The 20,310-nt window shown below is 70.3% G+C and carries 18 protein-coding genes; 15 read left to right on the top strand and 3 right to left on the bottom strand.

Features of this window, described 5'->3' with window-relative positions; genetic code table 11:
• The first annotated feature begins 149 nt into the window (after positions 1-149).
• From ACGFIK_RS24310 to ACGFIK_RS24365, 12 genes are all read left to right on the top strand, one after another.
• Positions 150-1,400 (top strand): ABC transporter substrate-binding protein, encoded by a 1,251-nt coding sequence (locus tag ACGFIK_RS24310; RefSeq protein WP_393341488.1) that lies wholly within the window; start codon positions 150-152, stop codon positions 1,398-1,400.
• A gap of 69 nt (positions 1,401-1,469) precedes the next feature.
• Positions 1,470-2,420 (top strand): sugar ABC transporter permease, encoded by a 951-nt coding sequence (locus tag ACGFIK_RS24315; RefSeq protein ID WP_327025819.1) that lies wholly within the window; start codon positions 1,470-1,472, stop codon positions 2,418-2,420.
• The gene (locus ACGFIK_RS24320; RefSeq protein WP_327025820.1) at positions 2,417-3,232 is read left to right on the top strand and encodes a carbohydrate ABC transporter permease; all 816 of its coding nucleotides are present in this window, start codon (positions 2,417-2,419) and stop codon (positions 3,230-3,232) included. Before ACGFIK_RS24315 ends, ACGFIK_RS24320 begins: the two co-directional genes overlap by 4 nt.
• A gap of 5 nt (positions 3,233-3,237) precedes the next feature.
• Positions 3,238-4,386, top strand: a complete 1,149-nt coding sequence (dgoD, locus tag ACGFIK_RS24325) for a galactonate dehydratase (protein ID WP_327025821.1) — start codon at positions 3,238-3,240, stop codon at positions 4,384-4,386.
• Positions 4,387-4,388: 2 nt separating this feature from the next.
• Entirely contained in the window at positions 4,389-5,027 is a 639-nt protein-coding gene (locus tag ACGFIK_RS24330) for a bifunctional 4-hydroxy-2-oxoglutarate aldolase/2-dehydro-3-deoxy-phosphogluconate aldolase (RefSeq protein ID WP_327025822.1), read from the top strand.
• On the top strand, positions 5,024-5,983 hold the full coding sequence (locus ACGFIK_RS24335; RefSeq protein ID WP_393341492.1) for a sugar kinase: 960 nt from the start codon (positions 5,024-5,026) through the stop codon (positions 5,981-5,983). Before ACGFIK_RS24330 ends, ACGFIK_RS24335 begins: the two co-directional genes overlap by 4 nt.
• A gap of 21 nt (positions 5,984-6,004) precedes the next feature.
• Positions 6,005-7,234 (top strand): D-mannonate dehydratase ManD, encoded by a 1,230-nt coding sequence (gene manD, locus ACGFIK_RS24340; RefSeq protein ID WP_327025824.1) that lies wholly within the window; start codon positions 6,005-6,007, stop codon positions 7,232-7,234.
• Entirely contained in the window at positions 7,224-7,805 is a 582-nt protein-coding gene (locus ACGFIK_RS24345) for a gluconokinase (RefSeq protein WP_327025825.1), read from the top strand. The genes manD and ACGFIK_RS24345 overlap by 11 nt, the downstream gene beginning before the upstream one ends.
• A complete protein-coding gene (locus ACGFIK_RS24350) occupies positions 7,699-8,145 on the top strand; it encodes a lantibiotic dehydratase C-terminal domain-containing protein (RefSeq protein WP_327025826.1) in 447 nt (148 codons plus the stop codon). Before ACGFIK_RS24345 ends, ACGFIK_RS24350 begins: the two co-directional genes overlap by 107 nt.
• Complete coding sequence (locus tag ACGFIK_RS24355; protein WP_327025827.1) at positions 8,142-9,377, top strand: M50 family metallopeptidase; 1,236 nt, start codon at positions 8,142-8,144, stop codon at positions 9,375-9,377. Before ACGFIK_RS24350 ends, ACGFIK_RS24355 begins: the two co-directional genes overlap by 4 nt.
• A 469-nt stretch (positions 9,378-9,846) precedes the next feature.
• Positions 9,847-10,500, top strand: coding sequence for a hypothetical protein (locus ACGFIK_RS24360; protein WP_327025828.1), 654 nt, complete (start codon positions 9,847-9,849; stop codon positions 10,498-10,500).
• A gap of 191 nt (positions 10,501-10,691) precedes the next feature.
• A complete protein-coding gene (locus tag ACGFIK_RS24365) occupies positions 10,692-12,521 on the top strand; it encodes a RiPP maturation radical SAM C-methyltransferase (protein ID WP_393341497.1) in 1,830 nt (609 codons plus the stop codon).
• Positions 12,522-12,533: 12 nt separating this feature from the next.
• Here ACGFIK_RS24365 and ACGFIK_RS24370 read toward each other — a convergent pair whose 3' ends face one another.
• Both ACGFIK_RS24370 and ACGFIK_RS24375 read right to left on the bottom strand, forming a co-directional pair.
• Positions 12,534-12,830, bottom strand: coding sequence for a hypothetical protein (locus ACGFIK_RS24370; protein WP_393341500.1), 297 nt, complete (start codon positions 12,828-12,830; stop codon positions 12,534-12,536).
• Between the two features lie 134 nt (positions 12,831-12,964).
• On the bottom strand, positions 12,965-15,817 hold the full coding sequence (locus ACGFIK_RS24375) for a BTAD domain-containing putative transcriptional regulator (protein WP_393341503.1): 2,853 nt from the start codon (positions 15,815-15,817) through the stop codon (positions 12,965-12,967).
• A gap of 199 nt (positions 15,818-16,016) precedes the next feature.
• Between ACGFIK_RS24375 and ACGFIK_RS24380 the strand changes: the two genes are divergently transcribed.
• Entirely contained in the window at positions 16,017-16,982 is a 966-nt protein-coding gene (locus tag ACGFIK_RS24380) for a LuxR C-terminal-related transcriptional regulator (RefSeq protein WP_393341505.1), read from the top strand.
• A 41-nt stretch (positions 16,983-17,023) separates the two neighbouring features.
• On the opposite strand, the gene eis is transcribed toward ACGFIK_RS24380, so the two are convergent.
• On the bottom strand, positions 17,024-18,211 hold the full coding sequence (gene eis / locus ACGFIK_RS24385) for a GNAT family N-acetyltransferase (protein ID WP_327025833.1): 1,188 nt from the start codon (positions 18,209-18,211) through the stop codon (positions 17,024-17,026).
• Positions 18,212-18,658: 447 nt separating this feature from the next.
• On the opposite strand from eis, the gene ACGFIK_RS24390 reads away from it, so the two are divergent.
• On the top strand, positions 18,659-19,945 hold the full coding sequence (locus ACGFIK_RS24390) for a SidA/IucD/PvdA family monooxygenase (protein WP_393341507.1): 1,287 nt from the start codon (positions 18,659-18,661) through the stop codon (positions 19,943-19,945).
• A complete protein-coding gene (locus ACGFIK_RS24395) occupies positions 19,945-20,310 on the top strand; it encodes a cupin domain-containing protein (protein ID WP_327025835.1) in 366 nt (121 codons plus the stop codon). The genes ACGFIK_RS24390 and ACGFIK_RS24395 overlap by 1 nt, the downstream gene beginning before the upstream one ends.

A 20,310-nucleotide genomic window follows, 5' to 3' on the forward strand; every position in this document is an offset into this window, starting at 1 on the left:
CCCTTGTATAAGTCTGCTTTTTCGGCCTAGCATCCGGACGTTAAGCGGATGTAAAACCCCGTTGTCGTGTCCGTTCCCCCACGGTCGCGACCAACACAGAAGGAGAGACGGACGTGGGACGTCGGTCGAAAATCGGGATATCTCTGGCGATGGTGTCCGCCCTGACGCTGTCCGCCTGCGGCAGCGGTGACGACAGCGGCTCCTCGGACACCGTGCGGGTCACCCTGGTCAACCATGTCTGGACCGAGAACATCCGGAAGGCGTTGCCGGAGTTCGAGCGGGAGACCGGCCTCAAGGTCGAGGTCACCCAGCTCGGTGAGGACCAGCTGTCCGACCAGTACAACGTCAAGCTCAACGCCGGTTCCAGCGACATCGATGTGATGATGTACCGCCCGCTGCAGGAAGGCCGGCTGTTCGCCAAGAACAAGTACCTCGCCGATCTGACCGACAAGGCCAAGGGCAGCAGCGACTTCGACCTAGCCGACTTCCAGGCCGCCCCGCTGAGCGCCACCACCTACGAGGACAAGGTGGTCGGCGTGCCGATCATCACCGAGCAGCAGGTGCTCTACTACCGCAAGGACCTGCTGGAGAAGTCCGGCTTCAGCGCCCCGCCGGCGACCCTGGACGAGCTGAAGACCCAGGCCGCGAAGATCCAGGCCGACAACCCGGGTGTGGCCGGCTTCGTCGCGCGTACCGGCAAGGCCGCCGCGGTCACCCAGTTCTCCAGCTTCCTGTTCAGCTTCGGCGGCGACTTCGTCGACGAGTCCGGCAAGTCCGCGGTCAGCACCGACGCCGCCAAGCAGGCGTACGCGTACTACGGCGGTCTGCTGCGGGAGCACGGCCCGGCAAACATCAGCACCGACATGAGCTGGTCCGAGGCGATGGCCATCTTCACCCAGGGCCAGGCCGCCTTCTACCCCGAGGCGAACTCCCTCTACAAGAACGCCACCGACCCGGCCAAGTCGAAGGTCTCCGAGAACGTCGGGTTCGCGCCGTTCCCGGCCGGCCCGGCCGGCTCGAAGCCGTACAACGTGCCCTCCTGGGGTCTGGCCGTCAACGACGCCTCGAAGAACCAGGACAACGCCTGGAAGTTCATCCAGTGGGCGGCCGGTAAGGCGCAGACCCTGGAGCAGCAGAAGGCCGGCGTGCCGGGTGCCCGTACCTCCGTGTGGGAGAACCCCGAGGGCATCGCCACCTACCCGAAGGACATGGCCGAGGCGATCACCGTGAGCCTGGCCAACGGTGTCGGTCACGACCGTCCGGTGGTCGAGCGGGTCGCCCAGGCCCGCGAGATCGTCGGTCAGCCGATCGTCGACGCCATCACCGGCAAGGACGCTGCCGCCTCCGCCGAGGCCGCCAACCAGGCCTTCCAGAAGTTCCTGGACGACGAGGCCCGCTAAGTCCGGGCACGGGGGTGGTGGGGGCGTCGCCCCGCCACCCCCGTCCGGCCTCCCCCTCACGGAGATCTGATGCCAGCTGTAACCGCACCCAGCCGGACGCCACGCGGCGCCGGAGTCATGCCCGACACGCCCGGCTGGGCCCGTTGGGCCAACGACCATCGCAAGTGGCTCTTCGCGGCCCCGGCCATGGCCTTCGTCGCCGCGCTGATCATCTTCCCGCTCGCCTGGACCATCTACCTCAGCCTCACCGACTCCTCGGGGTCCGTGCGGGCCGAGTCGGAGTTCATCGGACTGCGCAACTACCTGGACGTGCTCAGCGACACCGACCGGTTCTGGCCGGCCGTGGGCCGGACCGCCGCGTTCACCGGTGCCGCGCTCTTCTTCGAGGTAGTGCTCGGCATGGCGATCGCCCTGCTGCTGTGGCGTCCGTTCAAGGGCGAGAAGTGGGTCCGGGTCGCGATCCTGCTGCCGCTGGTCGCCACCCCGGTGGCCGTCGGCATGATGTGGCGGCTCATCTTCGACCCCAACATCGGTATGGCCAACCAGATCCTCGGCTGGGTCGGCATCGGCCCGCAGCCCTGGCTGGCCGGGCAGAACAGCGCGCTGGCCACCACCATCTTCATCGACATCTGGCAGTGGACCCCGATGGTGGTGCTGATCCTGCTGGCCGGTCTGACCTCGCTCTCCGACGAGCCGCAGGAAGCGGCGATGATCGACGGCGCGAGCACCTGGCAGCGGTTCCGGCACGTCACCCTGCCGCTGCTGATGCCCACCGTGATCGTCGCGGTGCTGCTGCGCGGCATCGACGCGCTGAAGACCTTCGACATCCTCTACGCGACCAAGGGCCGCGGCGGCGGTTCCTTCAACGAGGTGGAGACGCTCAACGTGTACGCCTACGGGCTGAGCTTCGACTACAACGAGTACGGCCTCTCCTCGACGGTGCTGATTCTGTTCTTCCTGATCATCATCGGTGTGATGTGGCTCCTCACCTCCCGTAAGAAGAAGGAGGCCGGACGATGAAGGCAAGCGCCGGGTTCCGGGCCTTCCGCGCGGTGGCCCTGGTCGTCGTCGTGCTCTCCCTGGTGGCGCCGCTGGTCTGGATGGTCGCCGCCTCCTTCAAGACCAACGTCGACATCTACGACTCCAGCAAGGCCCTGGTCTTCTCGCCGACGCTGGACAACTACAGCACCGTCCTCCAGCAGGCGAACTACATCCAGTTCATCGGCAACAGCCTCTGGGTGGCCTTCGCCGCCACCGTGCTGTCGTTGCTGCTCGGGGTGCCGGCCGCGTACGCGATGAGCCGGTTCAACATGCGCAAGTCGGCGCTGGTGGTGCTGATGGCCCGGGTCATCCCCGGTGTCTCGCTGCTGGTGCCCTGGTACTACGTCTTCTCGAACATGCGCATGGTCGGCGGTTTCACCGTGCTGATCCTCAGCCACATGTTCGTCTCGCTGCCGTTGATCGTCTACATCATGATGGGCTTCTTCGACGGCCTGCCGGACGAGTTGGAGGAGGCCGCCCAGGTCGACGGGCTGACCCCGATCGGAGCCTTCCGGCGGGTCACCCTGCCGCTGTCGGTGCCGGGCATCGCTACCGCCGGCATCCTCTCCTTCATCTTCTCCTGGAACAACTTCATGTTCGCCCTGGTGCTCTCCGGCGCGGACACCAAGACCCTGCCCGTGGCGATCTTCGACTTCGTCGGCTACGCCAGCATCGACTGGGGCGGTCTGATGGCGGCGACCACGGTGGTCACCCTGCCCATCATGCTCATCGCGCTGTTCGTGCAGAAGTACATCGTCTCCGGACTCACCGCAGGCGCGACGAAGGGCTGAGCACCATGACCACCATCTCGCGCGTCGAGACCTTCCTGGTAGCACCCCGCTGGCTGTTCGTCCGGGTGGAGACCACCGACGGCCTCGTCGGCTGGGGCGAGGCCACCTGCGAGGGCCGCTCGGAGACCGTACGCACCGCCGTGGAGCAGCTCAGCGAGCTGCTGATCGGCCAGGACGCGCTGCGGATCGAGGACCACTGGCAGGTGATGACCAAGGGCTCCTTCTACCGGGGCGGCCCGATCCTGGCCAGCGCCGTCGCCGGGCTGGACCAGGCCCTGTGGGACATCGCCGGCAAGCGGTACGGCGCCCCGGTGCACCAGCTGCTCGGCGGACCCGTCCGAGACCGGATCCGGGTGTACGGCTGGGTCGGCGGTGACGAGCCCAGCGAGGTGCGCGACCAGATCGCCGCGCGGGTGGAGTCCGGACTGACCGCGGTGAAGATGAACGCCTCCGGGCGGATGAGCCCGCTGGCCACCGTCGCCGAACTCGACGCGGTGGTCCAGCGGGTGGCCGCCGCCCGGGAGGTGCTCGGCGAGCACCGGGACGTGGCCGTGGACTTTCACGGCCGGTTCACCCTGGCCAACGCCCGCCGGGTGGCCCCGCTGCTGGAGCCGTACCGGCCGTTCTTCCTGGAGGAGCCGGTGGTGCCGGAGAACTCCCACCTGATCGGGGAGTTCGTCCGCTCCACCACCACCCCGGTCTCCACCGGGGAACGGCTCTACAACCGGCAGGAGTTCCTGCCGGTGCTCCAGGCCGGTATCGCGGTGGCCCAGCCGGACCTGTCGCACGCCGGGGGCATCACCGAGGTACGCAAGATCGCCGCCCTGGCGGAGACCTTCGACGTGCAACTGGCCCCGCACTGTCCGCTGGGGCCGATCGCCCTGGCCGCCTGCCTCCAGGTCGGGTTCGCCACCCCGAACTACCTGATCCAGGAGCAGAGCATCGGCATCCATTACAACCTCGGTGCCGAGGTGCTCGACTACTGTGTCGACCAGCAGCCGCTGACCTTCGTCGACGGGTACGTCCAGCGCCTCACCGCACCGGGGCTGGGCATCGAGATCGACGAGCAGGCGGTGCGCGCGGCGGACAAGCGGGGTCACGCCTGGCGCAGCCCGATGTTCCGGCACCCCGACGGCTCGTACGCGGAATGGTGATCATGACCGACCTGCTCACCACCGAACTCACCGCCCAGCGGCTGCTGGCGATCATCCGGGGTACGGACACCACCGCCGCGATCGCTGCCGGCACCGCCCTGCTGGCCGAGGGGGTGTCCATCGTCGAGGTGGCCCTGACCACCCCGGGGGCCCTGGACGCCATCGCGGCCATCCGGGCGGACGCCCCCGCCGGCACCTTGGTGGGTGCCGGCACGGTGCTCACCCCGGCGGCCGTGGCCGACGTGGCGGCGGCCGGGGCCCAGTTCGTGGTGACCCCCGCCGTGGTCGACTCCATCCCGGAGGCGGTCCGGCGGGGCCTGCCGGTAGCCGCCGGGGCCCTCACCCCGACCGAGGCGTACACCGCCGTGCGGTGGGGGGCCAGCGTGGTCAAGCTCTTCCCGGCCTCGGTGGGTGGTGCGGGATACCTGAAGGCGCTGCGGGACCCCTTCCCGGACATCGGCTTCGTCGCCGTCGGTGGGGTGGGCCTGGCCGAGCTGCCCGGCTACCTGGCGGCCGGGGCGATCGCGGTCGGGGTCGGGGGTCCGCTGGTGGGCGACGCCGCCTCCGGCGGCGACCTGGACGCCCTGCGGGAGCGGGCCCGCGCCTACCGGGTGGCGGTCCGCGAAGCGGGGCCCCGGTGACCGTACCCGGCGTGGAGGTGCTCACCCTGGGCGAGGCCCTGGTGTCCCTGCGCTCCGCCGGCCCGCTGGCCCTCGGTGGTCCGCTGACCATGCACCTGGCCGGGGCGGAGACCAATGTGGCGATCGGGCTGGCCCGGCTCGGCCACCGCAGCGCCTGGGTGGGCCGGGTCAGCGACGACGAACTCGGCGAGTTCGTGCTGCGCCAACTGCGGGCCGAGGGGGTGGCCACCGAGGGGGTGGCCCGCGACCCCGACCGGCCCGCTGGAGTGATGTTCCTGGAACGGCGCACCGCCGACCTGACCCGGGTGCGGTACCACCGGGCCGGTTCGGCCGGCTCCGCCCTGCGCCCCGACGATCTGGCCGGGCCGCTGGCCGCCGGTGCCCGGGTGCTGCACCTGAGCGGCATCACCCCGGCCCTGTCCGACAGCGCCCGACAGGCCACGGAGTACGCGGCCCGCCAGGCGGCCGTCGCCGGGATGACGGTGTCGCTGGACGTCAACTACCGGGCCCGGCTCTGGTCCCGGGACGCCGCCCGCGCCGTGCTGACCCCCCTGGCCGGGTACGCCTCGATCGTCATCGCCTCCGCGGACGAACTGGACCTGGTCGCCGAGCCCGGCACCGACGAGGCCGGGATGGTCGCCGCCCTGCTGGACCGGGGGGTGCAGACCGTGCTGGTCAAGCTCGGTTCCGACGGGGCCCGCGCGTACACCCCCGAAGGGGTGCGGGAGATGGCGGCGGTACCGGTGACCGCGGTGGACACCGTCGGCGCCGGTGACGCCTTCACCGCCGGTTACCTCTCCGGCCACCTGGACGGCCTGGACCTGCCCGACCGGCTGCGGCGGGCGGTGGCCCTCGGCGCCTTCGCGGTCACCGCGCACGGTGACTGGGAGGGTCTGCCCCGCCGTGACGAGCTTTCCCTGTTGACCGGCAACGCCGCCGGCACCACCCTCCGCTGACTGCGAGAAAGGCACCCCCTCGTGAAGATCGTCGCTGCCGACGTCATCGTTTCCAGCCCTGACCGCAACTTCGTCACACTGAAGATCACAACAGCGGACGGCATCACCGGTCTGGGTGACGGCACCCTCAACGGCCGGGAACTCTCCGTCGCCTCCTACCTGCGCGACCATGTGGTGCCCCTGCTGATCGGGCGGGACGCGCACCGCATCGAGGACGCCTGGCAGTTCCTCTACCGCTCGGCGTACTGGCGGCGCGGCCCGGTCACCATGGCCGCCATCGCCGCGGTGGACGTGGCCCTGTGGGACATCAAGGCCAAGGCCGCCGGCATGCCGCTCTACCAGCTGCTCGGCGGTGCCTCCCGCAACGGCATCATGGCGTACGGTCACGCCTCCGGCCGCGACGTGCCGGAGCTGTTCGACTCCATCCGCGCCCACCTGGAGCAGGGCTACCGCTCGATCCGGGTGCAGACCTCCGTGCCCGGCATCAACGCCGTGTACGGGGTGGCCGCCCAGCCCAGCTCGGACGGCAAGCGCTACGACTACGAGCCGGCCCAGCGCACCCCCCTGCCCGCCGAGGAGGACTGGGACACCCGCGCCTACCTGCGGCACCTGCCCGGGGTCTTCGAGGCGGTCCGCAACGAGTTCGGCCCGGAGCTGCCGCTGCTGCACGACGGTCACCACCGGATGACCCCGATCCAGGCCGCCAAGCTGGGCAAGGCCCTGGAGCCGTACGACCTGTTCTGGCTGGAGGACTGCACCCCGGCGGAGAACCAGGAGGCCCTGCGGCTGGTCCGGCAGCACACCACCACCCCGCTGGCCATCGGCGAGGTGTTCAACACCGTGTGGGACTACCAGACCCTGATCCGGGAACAGCTCATCGACTACGTGCGGTCTGCGGTCACCCACACCGGCGGCATCACCGCCATGCGCAAGCTGCTCGACTTCGCCGCCCAGTACCAGATCAAGTCCGGCATCCACGGCCCGACCGACATCTCCCCGGTCGGCATGGCCGCCGCCCTGCACCTGGACCTGGCCATCCACAACTTCGGCATCCAGGAGTACATGCGGCACGGTCCGCTGACCAACGAGGTGTTCCGGCAGTCCTTCACCTTCACCGACGGATACCTGCACCCGGGGGAGCAGCCCGGTATCGGGGTGGAGTTGGACGAGGAGGCCGCGGCCCGCTTCCCGTACCAGCCGGCGTACCTGCCGTTCAACCGGCTCAAGGACGGCACGGTCCATGACTGGTGAGCCGCCGACTCGCCACATAGTGGTGATGGGGGTCTCCGGCGCGGGCAAGACCACGGTGGCCCGGGGGATCGCCGCGTCCACCGGACTGACCTTCGCCGAGGCCGACGAGTTCCACTCCGAGGCCAATGTGGCCCGGATGCGGGCCGGCATACCACTGGACGACGACGCCCGCTGGCCCTGGTTGCAGGCCCTGGCCGACTGGATGACCGCCCGGCACCGGGAGGGGGTCTCCACCGTGCTGACCTGCTCGGCGCTCAAGCGCTCCTACCGGGACCTGCTGCGGCAGGGACCCCCGGGGGTGTTCTTCGTGCACCTGCACGGCCCGACCGAGGTCATCCGGGAGCGGATGTCGGTGCGTACCCATGAGTACATGCCGCCCAGCCTGCTCGACTCCCAGACGGCGACCCTGGAACCGCTCTGGCCGGACGAGCCCGGCATCGTCATCGACCTCCGCTCCACCAGCGATGCGCTGGTGGCCGAGGCGGTACGGCGGCTGGGCCTGCCGGTACTCGAGGAGACGCCCGAGCCGGTGGCGGCCGAGGGGCCGCCGCCGGAGGCCTCCGCACGATGACCGACGAGCGGTGCGACCCGAGAGGGTCGCACCGCTCATCGGTCGGGATGACGGCGGACGAAGTCCTGGTAGGTCTCGTTGGCCACGCTGGGCGGCGCACTGCCGGGAACTGCGTGACCGGGTGGCCGCCGCGGCCGAGCAGGGCACCCTGGTCTTCCAGCGCGGCGACGCCGAGCCCCGGGTGGTCAGCGACCTCGACGCGGTCGTACCGATCCTGCTCAGCTCGTACGTGCACATGACCAACAACCGACTCGGGGTGAGCATCCTCGACGAGATCTACCTGTCGTACCTGATGCGCGCCGCGTTGCTCGACGAGCCGGCGCCGGCCGGATCCCGATGACCACGGTCGAGGCCGGGCAGCAGGCCACCTGGGCCCGGCCCCGGCTGCGGTCCGAGATCGTGCTCGGCCCCGGGGTGTGGCGCGAGGGCAAGCTCGTGCACCACGTCAAGGACCCGGAGACCGGGTGGTTCTACCGGGTGGGGCCCCGGGAGCACTTCCTGATGTCCCGGATGGACGGCACCCGCAGCCTGGAGGACCTAGCAGGCGAGTACGCCAGCGCCTACCAGCGTCGGCTGGGGCCGGAGAACTGGCAGCAACTGTTCGGCATGCTGCACAAGCGGCAACTGCTGCACGGCGCTACCGATCCGGCGGCCCTGGCCGCGCTGACCTCCTCGGCCGCCGAGGGGGCGGCGAAGACCCGGCGTGGTCCGCTGTCGGCCCGGAAGCCGCTGTTCGACCCGCAGCGGCTGTTCGACCGGGTGCTGCCCTGGCTGGCGCCGGTGTTCAGTTGGTGGTTCGTGCTGCCGGCGCTGGCCCTGGCCCTGGCGGTCCTCGGGTACGTGGGGTGGCAGTTGCCGGATCTGGCCGCCGGAATCGGTGGTGGTCGGCCGCTGGCGGCGATCCTGATCGCGGTGGCGGTCACCTGGGTGATCATCTTCCTGCACGAGTGCGCCCACGGACTGACCTGCCGATATTTCGGCGGCCGGGTCACCGAGATCGGGGTGATGTGGCGGTTCCCGCTGCTGGCCCCGTACTGCAAGGTCGACGACGTGGTGCTGTTCACCCCGCGGCGGCGGGTCGCGACCGCCTTCGCCGGGGTCTTCGTGAGCATGCTGGCGCTGGTGCCCTTCGCCGCGATCCGCCTGTGGGGTTCACCCGGGATGCTGTACGACCTGGCCGGCACCATGTTGCTGTTCGGTACCGCCACGGCCGTGCTCAACCTGGTGTCCTTCCTGCGCCTGGACGGCTACCACATGCTCAGTCACGCGCTGAACCTGGCCGACCTGCGCACGGACACCTACCGGTTCTACGGCCGGCTGGTGCGCCAGGGCCCCCGCGGGGTGACCGACTACCGGACCCGTGACCGGGTGGCCTTCACGGTGTACGGGCTGGCCTCCGTCCTGTTCATCGGCACCGTGCTGACCTTCCTGATCCGCTACTGGTACACCAGCCTGGCCACCTGGCTGAGCCCCACCTGGGCCGTGGTCATCCTCACCGCCGAGGCCATCCTCCTGGCCGCCATCATCACCCACCTAACCCGCCGCCGCCCCACCCCCACCCCCACCCCCTGACACCCCTCCCGCCCGCCCTCCCCGCCCGCGCCCCGCCCTGCTTTTCCCGCCGATCATGCACTTCCCGCCGGGACATAACGCCCGAAAGCCGCGAACCGGCGACCAAAAGTGCAAGATCGACGGGGTGGGGAGGGTGAGGCGGCGGGGGTGGGGGTGTGTTGGGTGCGACACGCCGGACTCTGTGTGATTGTCTCGTTGCGACGGGTTAGGGTTCGTTCGCATCGTTGGCTGGGGAGTTGGAGACAACCGGTGACGGATCGAGGGTGGCTGAATCCTGGGCTGCTGCGGCTCGGGCTCCGGGCGGGCCGGCGAACGACTGATTCGGGCGGTCCGGTGGCGGTGGCGATCCCATCGCCCGAGGACGCGAGCGGCCGGTCCGGCGTGTCTAGGCATCCCATCGCGCCCTCCGGCTAGCGCTGGTCGCCGCCTCCCGGCCGCCCCTCGGACTTGTGTCTCATCAGGAGTTTCCATGCGCCCTGTCTCGCCGGTCAAACGCGCCCGCTGGCGTGACATCGACTGGATCACCGATCTGGTGACCGCCACCCTGGCCCCCACCACCCTGGGGGCCTGGCTGGTGCCGGATGAGCGGCGGCGTCCCGCCGTGCTGGCCGCGGTGTCCCGCATCTGGGTGGAACACGCCCTGCTGTTCGGGGACGCCTTCCTGCTCACCGATGGTGCGGCGGCCACGGTCTGGTTCCACCGCTATCGTCCGATCCCACCCCCGACGCGCTACCTGGAGCGCATCAGGTGGGCCTGCGAGGAGCATCTGGTCCGGTTCCACCGACTGGACCGGTTCCTGGCCGCGCACCGTCCGCAGGAACCCCACAACCACCTGGCGATCCTGGCGGCGCCGCCGGACGCCAACCGGGCGGGCCAGGCCGCGACCGTACTCGCCGACAGCCACCGACTGATGGACACCCACGGTCTGCCGATCTACGCCGACCTGCACAGCGAGGCCGACCGGCGGCTCTACCGGCGGCTGGGCTACCGGGAACACCACCAGATGACGCGCCCGGACGGGGCGATCGTGGACCTGCTCTGGCGACCCAGGCCGGCGACCCGGGTTGCCGCCACGACCCACCCCGGCCCCGCCGTGACCAGCGGCTGCCCGACCAGGCCCTGACCCCGCCCGCGGACGCCCGCCGTACGAACGCTGTCCGGCTCGGCTTGACCGCCGGTTGTCGGTGGCGCATCCTGCAACCCGTACCCACACCGAACCTCGACCGCCTGCGCGGTGGCTGCCGAGTAGCGGAGGTCGATACGTCCGGCGTCGATCAGTGTGACCGGCCGGCAGCCGGGCACCCGGACTGGCCGGTGATCCTCGTGTCCATGCCGTTCATGGGCATCTACCGGCCCTCGATCCAGCTAGGGCTGCTCAGTGCCACGGTGGCCCAGGCCGGGTTTCCGGTGCGTACCCTGCACGCGAATCTCGATCTCGCGGCCCTGATCGGGGCGCAGGAGTACTCCCTGCTGGCGGAGCACCGGGGCCGGCTGGTCGGTGACTGGTTGTTCTCCGTCGCCGCCTTCGGTGAGGCCGCGCCGGACGGCGGGCGAAGGCTGCCCGTCGACTTCGCCGCCGACCTGCGGCACCTGGGCGGGTCCGGCAAAGACCTCCAGGACCGACTGGCGTACCTGCGCGATGTTCAGGTGCCGGCCTACCTGGACACTCTCGTGCGGACCTTTCCGTGGGACCGGTTCCGGGTAGTCGGCTTCAGCTCGACCTACCAGCAGAACACGGCCTCGATCGCCCTGGCCCGACGGCTCAAGCAGGAGTGGCCCGAGCTGGTCACCGTCTTCGGTGGCGCCAACTTCGACGGCGAGATGGGACCGGAGCTGGTGCGGACGGTGGACTGCATGGACCTGGCGGTCACCGGGGAGGGGGAGCGGGCTCTACCCGGGCTGCTGCGGGCCCTCGCCGCCAGTACGGACCCGTTGACCGTGCCCGGGGTGCTGGGCCGGGTGGCGGGTGGGGTCGGTGGGGCTGCACCCGCCCCGCCGCTGGAGTTGCCCGACGCCACCGTGCCGGACTATGCCGAGTACTTCCAACGGATGGCCGACCTGGCCCTGATGCCGGCCGCCGGCCGCCACCGGGTGTGGATCCCCTTCGAGTCCTCCCGGGGCTGCTGGTGGGGGGCCAAGCATCACTGCACCTTCTGCGGACTGAACGGCACCACCATGCGGTTCCGGGCCAAGACCACCGATCAGGTACGGGCCGAACTGGACCTGCAGGCCCGCCGTTACGGCAGCTTCCGGTTCGAGGCGGTGGACAACATCCTCGACCCGACCCACCTGCGGGAACTCATGCCGCAGCTGGCCGGGGCGGACACCGGTTACGAGCTGTTCTATGAGGTCAAGGCGAACCTCACCCGTGATCAGATACGGCTGCTGGCACAGGCCGGGGTGACCCGCATCCAACCCGGTATCGAGTCGCTCAGCTCGCATGTGCTGCGGCTGATGCGCAAGGGGGTCACCGCCGCCCAGAACATCAACCTGCTGCGCTGGTGCCGCTACTACGGCATCGAGGTGGCGTGGAACATCCTCTGGGGTTTCCCGGAGGAGACCGCCGACGACTACGCCGAGCAGGCCGCCCTCCTGCCCCAGCTGTGGCATCTCCAGCCACCCGGCGGCGCGGCCCGGATCTGGATCGAACGGTTCAGTCCGCTGTACGCGGCGGCCCGGGCCGCGACGGATGGTGTGCGGCCGGAAAGCAGCTACGGGTACGTGTATCCGGCCGAGACCGACCTGGACCGGGTCGCCTACTTCTTCGAGCAGCCACCGACGGACGGCCTTTCCGACGAGGCGTACCTGCCGTTGGCCCGGCAGGTGGCGGCCTGGACCGAGGCCGCCGGGACGGACCCACCTCCGGTGCTCACCTACCGGTCGAGCACGGATCACCTGCAGATCTACGATGGCCGCCAGCCCGGTCGGGAGGGCACCTACACCTTCGAGGGTCCGCTGGCCGAGATCTATCTGGCCTGTGTGGATCGTCCGGTCACCCGGTCGGGCCTGCACCAGCGGTTCGGGGAACGCCTGCCGGCCGATGACATCACCGAGGCGGTGACGGAGTTCGCCGGACGCGGGCTGATGGTGCTCGACGGGCCGCGGGTCCTGTCGCTGGCCCTGCCGGCCGTCGGGGGCAGATGACCCCGGGGCGGGTCAGTCCTTGGGTGGCGGCTTGATGCTGAGCACGACCGGAGGATCCCAGGCCGGGCCCCGGGTGAAGGCCCGGGCGAACTGGTCCCGGACGGATCCGGTCGGCCCGGCCTCTACGGAGATCTCGACCGGGGAGGACTCCTCCGATCCGAGGTCCGCGACGGCCCCGGCGACCAGGACGACCCCGGCGGCAGCAGCCACCAACCTCGGCGAGCGTGGCCGGTCCCGGCGACGGGAGCCGACCTCCGCCGGAGGGTGGCCCGGATCAGGGGTACCGGTCGAGTCGCCCGGATCAGACATGAACCCTCCCGTATCGCCTCGCGGCGGTGTCGTCTCCGCACCCCGGCTGGCCTGTGGCGCAGGCCGCGAGTCAGGGTGCCCGGCCGGTCATGCCCCGTCAACCAGGGGTGGTCGGGGTCGCCGGCCTCCGGCGGTCAGCACCGTGACCGGGCGGGCATCTTATCGAGCTTGCCCAACTTCCCTCTCACCTGCGCGGCATCCGGGTGGTGGAACTCGTCGAAGATCGTCAACGCCGCCGTCCAGGCGGCGCGGGCCGCGGCAGGCTCGGCCACCGCGTGATGTAGATCACCTAGCTGGTGCAGGGCCTCGGCCTCGTAGTGTCGGTCACCGAGTTCCCGCCACAACCGGACGGCGTCCCGATAGTTGGCCAGGGCCTGGCGGGGTTGGTCGCCGAGCTGATGGATGTAGCCGAGACTGTCCCTGATGTGGGCCTCGCCGTCCTCGTCACCCGTCTCCCGCGCCAACGCCAGCGCCTCGGCGCAGTAGGTCAGGGCCGCCCGGTACCCGCCGAGCTTGGCGTGGAACCAGCCCAGGGCGTTCAGGGCATCCGCCAGGCCGATCCGGTCGTCGCACCGCTGGAACAGTGCCACCGCCTGTCGTACGTGGGGCAGAGCCTCCTGATGGCGTCCCTGCTGCTCGCACAGCCAGGCGAAGTTGAGCCGGGTACGCGCCTGACCCTGCCGGTCCCCGACCCTGGTGAACAACGTCAGTGCCGCCGTCAGATGCGACCGGGCGTCCGGCCGTTGCAGCCGGACGGCCGCCCGGCCGAGTCCTCGGTGGGCCAGGGCCAGGGCCCGTTCGTCGCCGAGCCGGCGGGCCGCCGCGAGCGCCCGGGTCTGGATCGCCGCCGAGTCGTGCCAGCGTCCGCGCCGGTCCAGATAGGTGGTCATCGCCCAGGCCAGTTGCCAGACATGAGTGTCGAATCCCTGGCCGGCCGCCAGTTCCAGGGCGGCCAGCAGGACGGTCTGTTCCTCGGTGAACCAGCGCAGGGCGGCCTGCCGGTCGGTCATCCGCTCCGGACTCACCCCTGCTGTGGCCGGTACCGGGGTGATCGGCTCCCGGGAGGGGCTGAGCAGTCGGTCGGCGCCGTGGGCACTGAGCACCAGGTGGTCGAGGAGTCGGCGTACCGCGGCCCGGCGGGCCGCCTCACCCTCGTGCCTGTGGGTCAGCTCCACGGCGTAGGCGCGGAGCAGATCGTGCAGTACGTGCCGGCCGGGGGCCTGCTCACTGATCAGGCTGCTGTTGACCAGAGTCGCGATCAGCCGGTCGGCATGGGCCCGGGGGACACCGACCAGGCTGGCCGCCGCCGGTACGGTCACCTCCGGTCCGGGATGCAGACCGAGGAGCCGGAACATGCCGGCGGTGGCCGGGTCCAGCACCTGGTAGGAGTGGGAGAAGACCGCCCGTACGTCGACCTGCCGTTCCTGAACGCTGAAGGCGTCCAGGCCGTCGCGGGCGGTGTCCAACCGGGCCACCAGCGCGGACAGCGGGAACCGGGTCTGGTTGGCGGCCCGGGCCGCCGCGATCGACAACGCCAGCGGCAGACCGGCGCACTGCTGGATCAGCTGATCGGTCGCCGTGGGCTCGGCGCTCAGCCGCCCGGTGCCCAGCCGCCCTACGAGCAGTTTCCGGGACTCCTCGGCGGTCATCAGGTCCAGGTCGATCAGGGTGGCGGCGTCGGTGGCCATCAGACCGGTCATCCGGTTGCGGCTGGTCACCAGCACCAGGCAGCCGCAGGAGCCGGGCAGCAACTGCCGGACCTGCTCGGCGTCGCGGGCGTTGTCCAGCAGGATCAGCAGCCGCCGGGTGGACAGCAGGGTCCGGAACATCGCGGACCGGGCATCGAGGCCGGCCGGCACCTGCTCCGGCGGCACTCCCAGTCCGTGCAGCAGGGTCTGGAGCACGGCCGCCGGCTCCGCCACCGCCCCGAACTGGTCGTATCCCCGCAGGTTGACGTAGAGCTGCCCGTCCGGGAACCGGCCGCGTACCCGGTGGGCCCAGTGCACCGCCAGGGCCGTCTTGCCCACCCCCGCCATGCCGGCGATCACCGCCACCGGGCTGGTCCTGGTGGCCGTCTCGCAGCCCTGGGACAGCAGGCCGTCCAGGCGGGCCAGGTCCGCCTGTCGGCCGACGAATCCCGGTACGGGATGGGGGAGCTGGGCCGGTACGGGCAGCCGGAGGCCGGTCAACGGCGCCGCCGTGCCGACCGAGGGCCCCGGCTCGTGGATCACCAGTGTCGGATCGGCGGCCAGGATCTGCTGGTGCAGTCGGTGCAGGTCGGCCCCCGGCTCCACCCCCAGACCGTCCAGGGTGTGCCGCCGTACGTCATGGAAGGTCATGATCGCCTCGGCCTGGCGGCCGGAGCGGTACAGCGCGACCATCAGTAGACACCACAGCCGCTCCCGGTACGGGTGGTCGGCGACCAGTTGGCGTAACTCCCCGACCACGGCCAGGTGCCGCCCGAGGTTCAGGTCGAGCTCGATGCGCTCCTCCAGCGCCGCCAACCTGCGCTCGTCCAGCAGGGTGCGTTCGGCGTCGAGGGCCGGACTGGTCAGCCCGGCGCAGAAGGGGCCCCGCCAGCGGCGCAGGGCGGAGTGCAGGGCGGTGGCCGCGGCCGAGGTGTCTCCGCTGTCGCGGGCCGTCCGCGCCGCGGCCACCTCCCGCTCGAAGTCCACCAGGTCCAGCCCGCCGGGGGCCACCGCCAGGCGGTATCCGGAGCCGGTCCAGGTCAGGAAGGTCGACGGCCCCCGCTTCTGCGGTGTCGGGTCGAGGACCCGCCGCAGGGCGGAGATGTGTTTCTGTAGTAAATTCACTGCATACGCTGGCGGGGTCGAACCCCAGATCCCGGTGATGAGCCGGTCTCGTTCGACCACCTTGTCGGCATGCAGCAGGAGCACGGCCAGCACCACCTGCCGCTGCACAGGCCCCAGGTCGAGTCGCCGCTCATCACACCAGACGCGCAACGGGCCCAGCACCTCGAAGCGCACGCCCTGATCCGCGATCGCCCGTCACCGCCTCCGTGAGGATCTCGCCGGGTGCCCATTCTGGTCCACGCGGGCGAACTCCAGAGGTCACTCCAGGGGTAGCTCCAGCGGCAACTTCTACCCTACCGACAAGTGGACCGTCCAGGACCCGACCGGACGGCGGCGACGATGCCGGTCAGCTTGTTGGGAAAAAGGGGTATGGATGAAGACCTGTCTGGCGGAAGTCCTCTCCGCGGAGGCGGCCGCGCTCTACCAGCGCCTGTTGGCCGCCGGCACGTTGCCTCTGCACGAGGAGCCCATGCTGCGCGACGCCGGGCCGACCCGGGAGCTGATCGAGCGGGGCTTCGCCCGGGAGCGGCATGTGGGGCGGCCGGAGTTGGTGCCGGTCGAACCGGTGCGGGCCATGGACAACGCGATACTGCTCATCCAACGGCAGATCACCGATCGGTACGAGGGCCTGCTGCGGGTACGCGAGGAGGTCGAAGCCCTGCAGCAGCACTATCTCGGCGCCAAGGACTGGGGTCGGCTGCCGGAGGACCGGATCCGGGTGTTGACCGACGGGGCGGAGATCGGTGCCCTCTCGGTCGAGCTGTGCCTGTCGGCCCGCCGGGACGTCATGAGCATCGAGACGGAGCACTTCAACCGGCCACCCGACCCGCAGTCGGTCCGCCGGCCCCCGGCCGCCGCCGTGGCCCGAGGGGTGACCTTCCGCAACATCTACACCAGAGGGGTCCTGGACCTGCCCGGCTCCGCGCAGATGTTACGGGCCTCGGTCGAGGCCGGTTGGCAGTGCCGCATCTATCCCGAGCTGCCGATGAAGATGGTGCTGGTCGACGGGCAGACGGCGCTGCTGCCGCTGGGACCGACCGGCATGGAAGGCGCCATGCTGGTGCGTACCCCGGTCATCGCCTCGGCGCTCCGGACCTTCTTCGACCTGCTGTGGCATCGGGCGGTGCCGGTGACCGGCACCCGTGAGCGGCTCAGTTTCGAACAGGACCAGGTGCTGCGGCTGCTACTCACCGGCATGATCGACAAGGCGATCGCCCGGCACCTGGGCATCAGTGAGCGCACCGTACGCCGTCATGTCGGTGCCCTCATGCAGCGCCTGGGCGCGAACAACCGGGTGACCCTGGCCGCCACGGCCGTACGCGAGGGCTGGGCCGACTGACCCCGGCCGCGCGTCACCGACGGCCCTGGTCGTCGGCGCGGCTATCGGGGCGGAAACACACACGGCACCGCCCGAGGGAACAGGGCCCGCAACTGGGTGACCGCCTCGTCGGAGAAGGTGCCGAGCCCTCGGGCCAGCACCTCGACCGGATCGAGCACACCGTAGACCAGCCCGGAGAATCCGGCCGCGGTGAGCACGGCCGACACCGGCCCGGGATCGGGCTCCACCACCAGTCGTCCGTCGACGGCCTCGAGGTGGTACTCGCCGGCCAGGAAAGGGTCGTCGACCACCTCGATGCCGACCCGACCCGCCCCGACCTCCAGCCCGCGCAGACCCTCGACGCTGAGGACCCGGGCCATCGGGGGTGGGGCGCAGGGAAAGGAGAGCACGGTCTCGACTCGGGCGGTCAGGTCGTCCAGCCACAGTTCGGGCAGCTCATCGGCGGGGACGGTCAGCACCACCTCGGAGACCTGGTCGATGTGGTGGGCGAAGAACCTCAACAGCAGGGCCCGCCCGAAGGGATCCGTGGTCAGTAGGTCGTCCGCGCGTAGCTGTCCACCCTGGCCGTCGATCCGGTAGGTCAGCATGCCGACGATGTCACCGTCGCGGCGGGCGGTCACCAGCCAGCGGGTGCCGGCGTCGCGGCCGGCTGCGCTCTGCTGCTCCGGCGGCAGCGCGAAACCGTGCCGCCGGTGCAGCAGCCGGCGCAGGAACCCCCGGTATTCGTCGAACCCCTCGGCGTACGGCTGCCAGGTGACCTCGCCGGGCAGTTCCGCCTTCAGCAGCGGTGCGCAGTCCTCCGGCCGGAAGGTGACCGTCCGGGGTTTCGGCAGGTTGACGTAGCCGAACCGGGCGTAGAACGAGGACCGGAAGGGGTACAGGGCGGTCACCACGTGCCCCCGCCGGCGCATCTCATCGAGCAGGTGGTGGAGCAGGTCCCGGCTGTGACCCCGGCGCCGGGCCAGGGGATGGGTGGCGACCCAGGCGACACCGGCCATGTCGAGCACCCGGCCGCGCAGGTTCTGCCACATCGGGATGGCCGAGGCCGCAGCCGCGACCAGACCCTCGTCCTCCACGATCATGGTGCAGTTGCCCTCGTGGTACGGCAACGCCGCGCGAAGCTGCTCCTCGGTCGTCGGGGTCGGGGAGGGGCCGAAGGCGTACGACTGCAACGGGAAGGAGGTGCGCAGTCGTTCGTCGCCGAGCACCTCACGGATCTTCACCGGCACCCGTCCCAGGTGAGTCGCCGACCGGGGCGGCTCCGCTGCCACTCGTACGGCCGGGGTGAACCTGCCGCGGTCACGGCCGTCCCCTCCGCCGTGGCCGGACCGACCTGCCGGCCGCTCGGCCCTGCGGTTGGTGCGGGCATGTCGCCTCCTCCTGCTGCCATCGCGGGCGGCATTCCGGCGCCCCGCGAAAACGGTACGGAAATCATGTACCGAGATACGGCTGTCGATGCGGCCGGTTACGGCAACCGGCCGGCACCGGCCACCGAAATCGCCATTAGGAGGCGCCGGTCTCCGCCCGGATGTCCTCGATAGGCCACTGGCCGACTTCGCCATATCGGCGTCGCCCGCCGATGTGCTTCTCTGATGTACGTCGATACCCGTGATCGGGAGTCACCCGTCGGCAACCCGCAACCAAAGGGAGCAGATGTGGCGCACCAAGAGGTAGATGTGCTGGCAGTTGGTGCCGGCCCGGCCAACCTGGCCCTGGCAGTGGCAATCGAGGAATCCGGACACACCGGCCTGGCTGCCAACACGCTCCTGATTGAGCAGCACGCGGACATCAAGTGGCAGCGCGGACTGCTGTTGCCCGGGGCGCGCAGTCAGGTCTCCTTCATCAAGGACCTGGTCACCCTCCGGAATCCGCGCAGTGATTTCTCATTCCTGAACTTCATGCACAGCAAGCGGCGGCTGGACGAATTCGTCAACCTGTCCACCTTCTACCCGTACCGTAGCGAGATCTCCGAATACCTGGCCTGGGTGGCGGATTCCCTGCGCAATGTCCGGGTGCGGTACAACGCGCGGTGCGCGAGCATCGCCGTCAACCGGGACGCCGACGGCGCCCCCCACGACTGGACGGTGACCCTGGTCGGGGGAGACACCATCACCTGCCGTGACCTCGTCATCGGGGTGGGGCGGGAGCCCCAGGTGCCGGAGGTGTTCCGCCAGTTGCCCGCCGACAAGGTCATCCACAGCAGCCGCTACTGCGCCGGGATCGCCGAACTCGACCGCGAACGGCCGTACCGGGTGGCGGTCGTCGGTGGCGCGCAGAGCGCCGCCGAGATGTTCTACGCCGTGCACGAGGATCTGCCCGCCAGTCGGCCGACCATCCTGCTGCGGTCGGTCGGCTTCCAGAACTACCAGACCAGCAAATTCGTCAACGAGTTGTTCTACCCGTCCTTCGTGGACGAGTTCTTCGACTGTGACCAGGAGTCACGGCGTCAGATCCTGGACGAAATGCGAATCACCAACTACGCCGGCCTGGCCCCGCCCTTCCTCGACGAGTTGTACGCGATGCTGTACCGGCAGCGCCTCAACGGCGACGACCGGTCCCGGGTGATGACCCTTACCGAGATCGTCACCGCCCGCCAGGACGGCGAGGAGATCGTCCTAGAACTGAGCGACCGACGGACCAGAAAGATCACCGAATTGCGCTGCGACCTGGTGCTGCTGGGCACCGGTTACCGCAACGAGCCCTCCCCGTTGTTCCGGCAGCTCGAACCGCAGTTGGGAATCGACCCCGTCGGAGTGTCCCGGAACTACCGGGTGGAGATCGACAACGCCCCCTGGGGTGCCATCTACCTCCAGGGGACCAACGAGGAGACCCACGGCATCGCCGACTCCCTGATCAGTGTGCTGGCACACCGGTCGGCGGAGATCGTCGAGGACATGGTGACCCGGCGTACCGCCTCCGGGCAGCGTCTCGGCACCCCCCAGCCGGCCGGTCGGGGGGCGTGATGGAGATCCGCCGATTCGATCAGGGCAGACTGGCCAGCGGGTACGGCCTCAACTACGAACTGCTCCTGCCGTGGCCCGAGCTGAACGCCCCCTTCGAGGGAGCCTGGTGCGTGGTGCCCCCGGGCGGCGCCGCGACGGCGCACGCCCACCACGAGTACGAGATCTTCATCGGTCTGGTCGGCCGCGGGGAGATCATCGTCGACGGGCAGCGCAGCGACTTCGCGGCCGGCGACATCGTCCGCCTGGCCCCCGGCTCCCACCACCAGGTGACCAATCCCGGTGATCAGGAGTTCACCTACTACGCCATCTGGTGGGACACCGACATGGCCGCCCGCTTCACCGACCGGCACCGGGCGGAGGGCTGA

The sequence above is a fragment of the Micromonospora sp. NPDC048871 genome (genome assembly GCF_043198155.1).
Taxonomy (GTDB): domain Bacteria; phylum Actinomycetota; class Actinomycetes; order Mycobacteriales; family Micromonosporaceae; genus Micromonospora.

Bases quoted from the DNA above. Each gene is read 5' to 3' on its own strand.
- ACGFIK_RS24330 (WP_327025822.1), top strand. From the start codon at position 4,389: ATGACCGACCTGCTCACCACCGAACTCACCGCCCAGCGGCTGCTGGCG.
- ACGFIK_RS24350 (WP_327025826.1), top strand. From the start codon at position 7,699: ATGCGCTGGTGGCCGAGGCGGTACGGCGGCTGGGCCTGCCGGTACTCG.
- ACGFIK_RS24395 (WP_327025835.1), top strand. From the start codon at position 19,945: ATGGAGATCCGCCGATTCGATCAGGGCAGACTGGCCAGCGGGTACGGC.
- ACGFIK_RS24370 (WP_393341500.1), bottom strand. From the start codon at position 12,830: ATGTCTGATCCGGGCGACTCGACCGGTACCCCTGATCCGGGCCACCCT.
- ACGFIK_RS24360 (WP_327025828.1), top strand. From the start codon at position 9,847: ATGCGCCCTGTCTCGCCGGTCAAACGCGCCCGCTGGCGTGACATCGAC.
- ACGFIK_RS24345 (WP_327025825.1), top strand. From the start codon at position 7,224: ATGACTGGTGAGCCGCCGACTCGCCACATAGTGGTGATGGGGGTCTCC.
- dgoD (WP_327025821.1), top strand. From the start codon at position 3,238: ATGACCACCATCTCGCGCGTCGAGACCTTCCTGGTAGCACCCCGCTGG.
- ACGFIK_RS24315 (WP_327025819.1), top strand. From the start codon at position 1,470: ATGCCAGCTGTAACCGCACCCAGCCGGACGCCACGCGGCGCCGGAGTC.
- ACGFIK_RS24310 (WP_393341488.1), top strand. From the start codon at position 150: ATGGTGTCCGCCCTGACGCTGTCCGCCTGCGGCAGCGGTGACGACAGC.
- ACGFIK_RS24355 (WP_327025827.1), top strand. From the start codon at position 8,142: ATGACCACGGTCGAGGCCGGGCAGCAGGCCACCTGGGCCCGGCCCCGG.
- ACGFIK_RS24380 (WP_393341505.1), top strand. From the start codon at position 16,017: ATGAAGACCTGTCTGGCGGAAGTCCTCTCCGCGGAGGCGGCCGCGCTC.
- ACGFIK_RS24320 (WP_327025820.1), top strand. From the start codon at position 2,417: ATGAAGGCAAGCGCCGGGTTCCGGGCCTTCCGCGCGGTGGCCCTGGTC.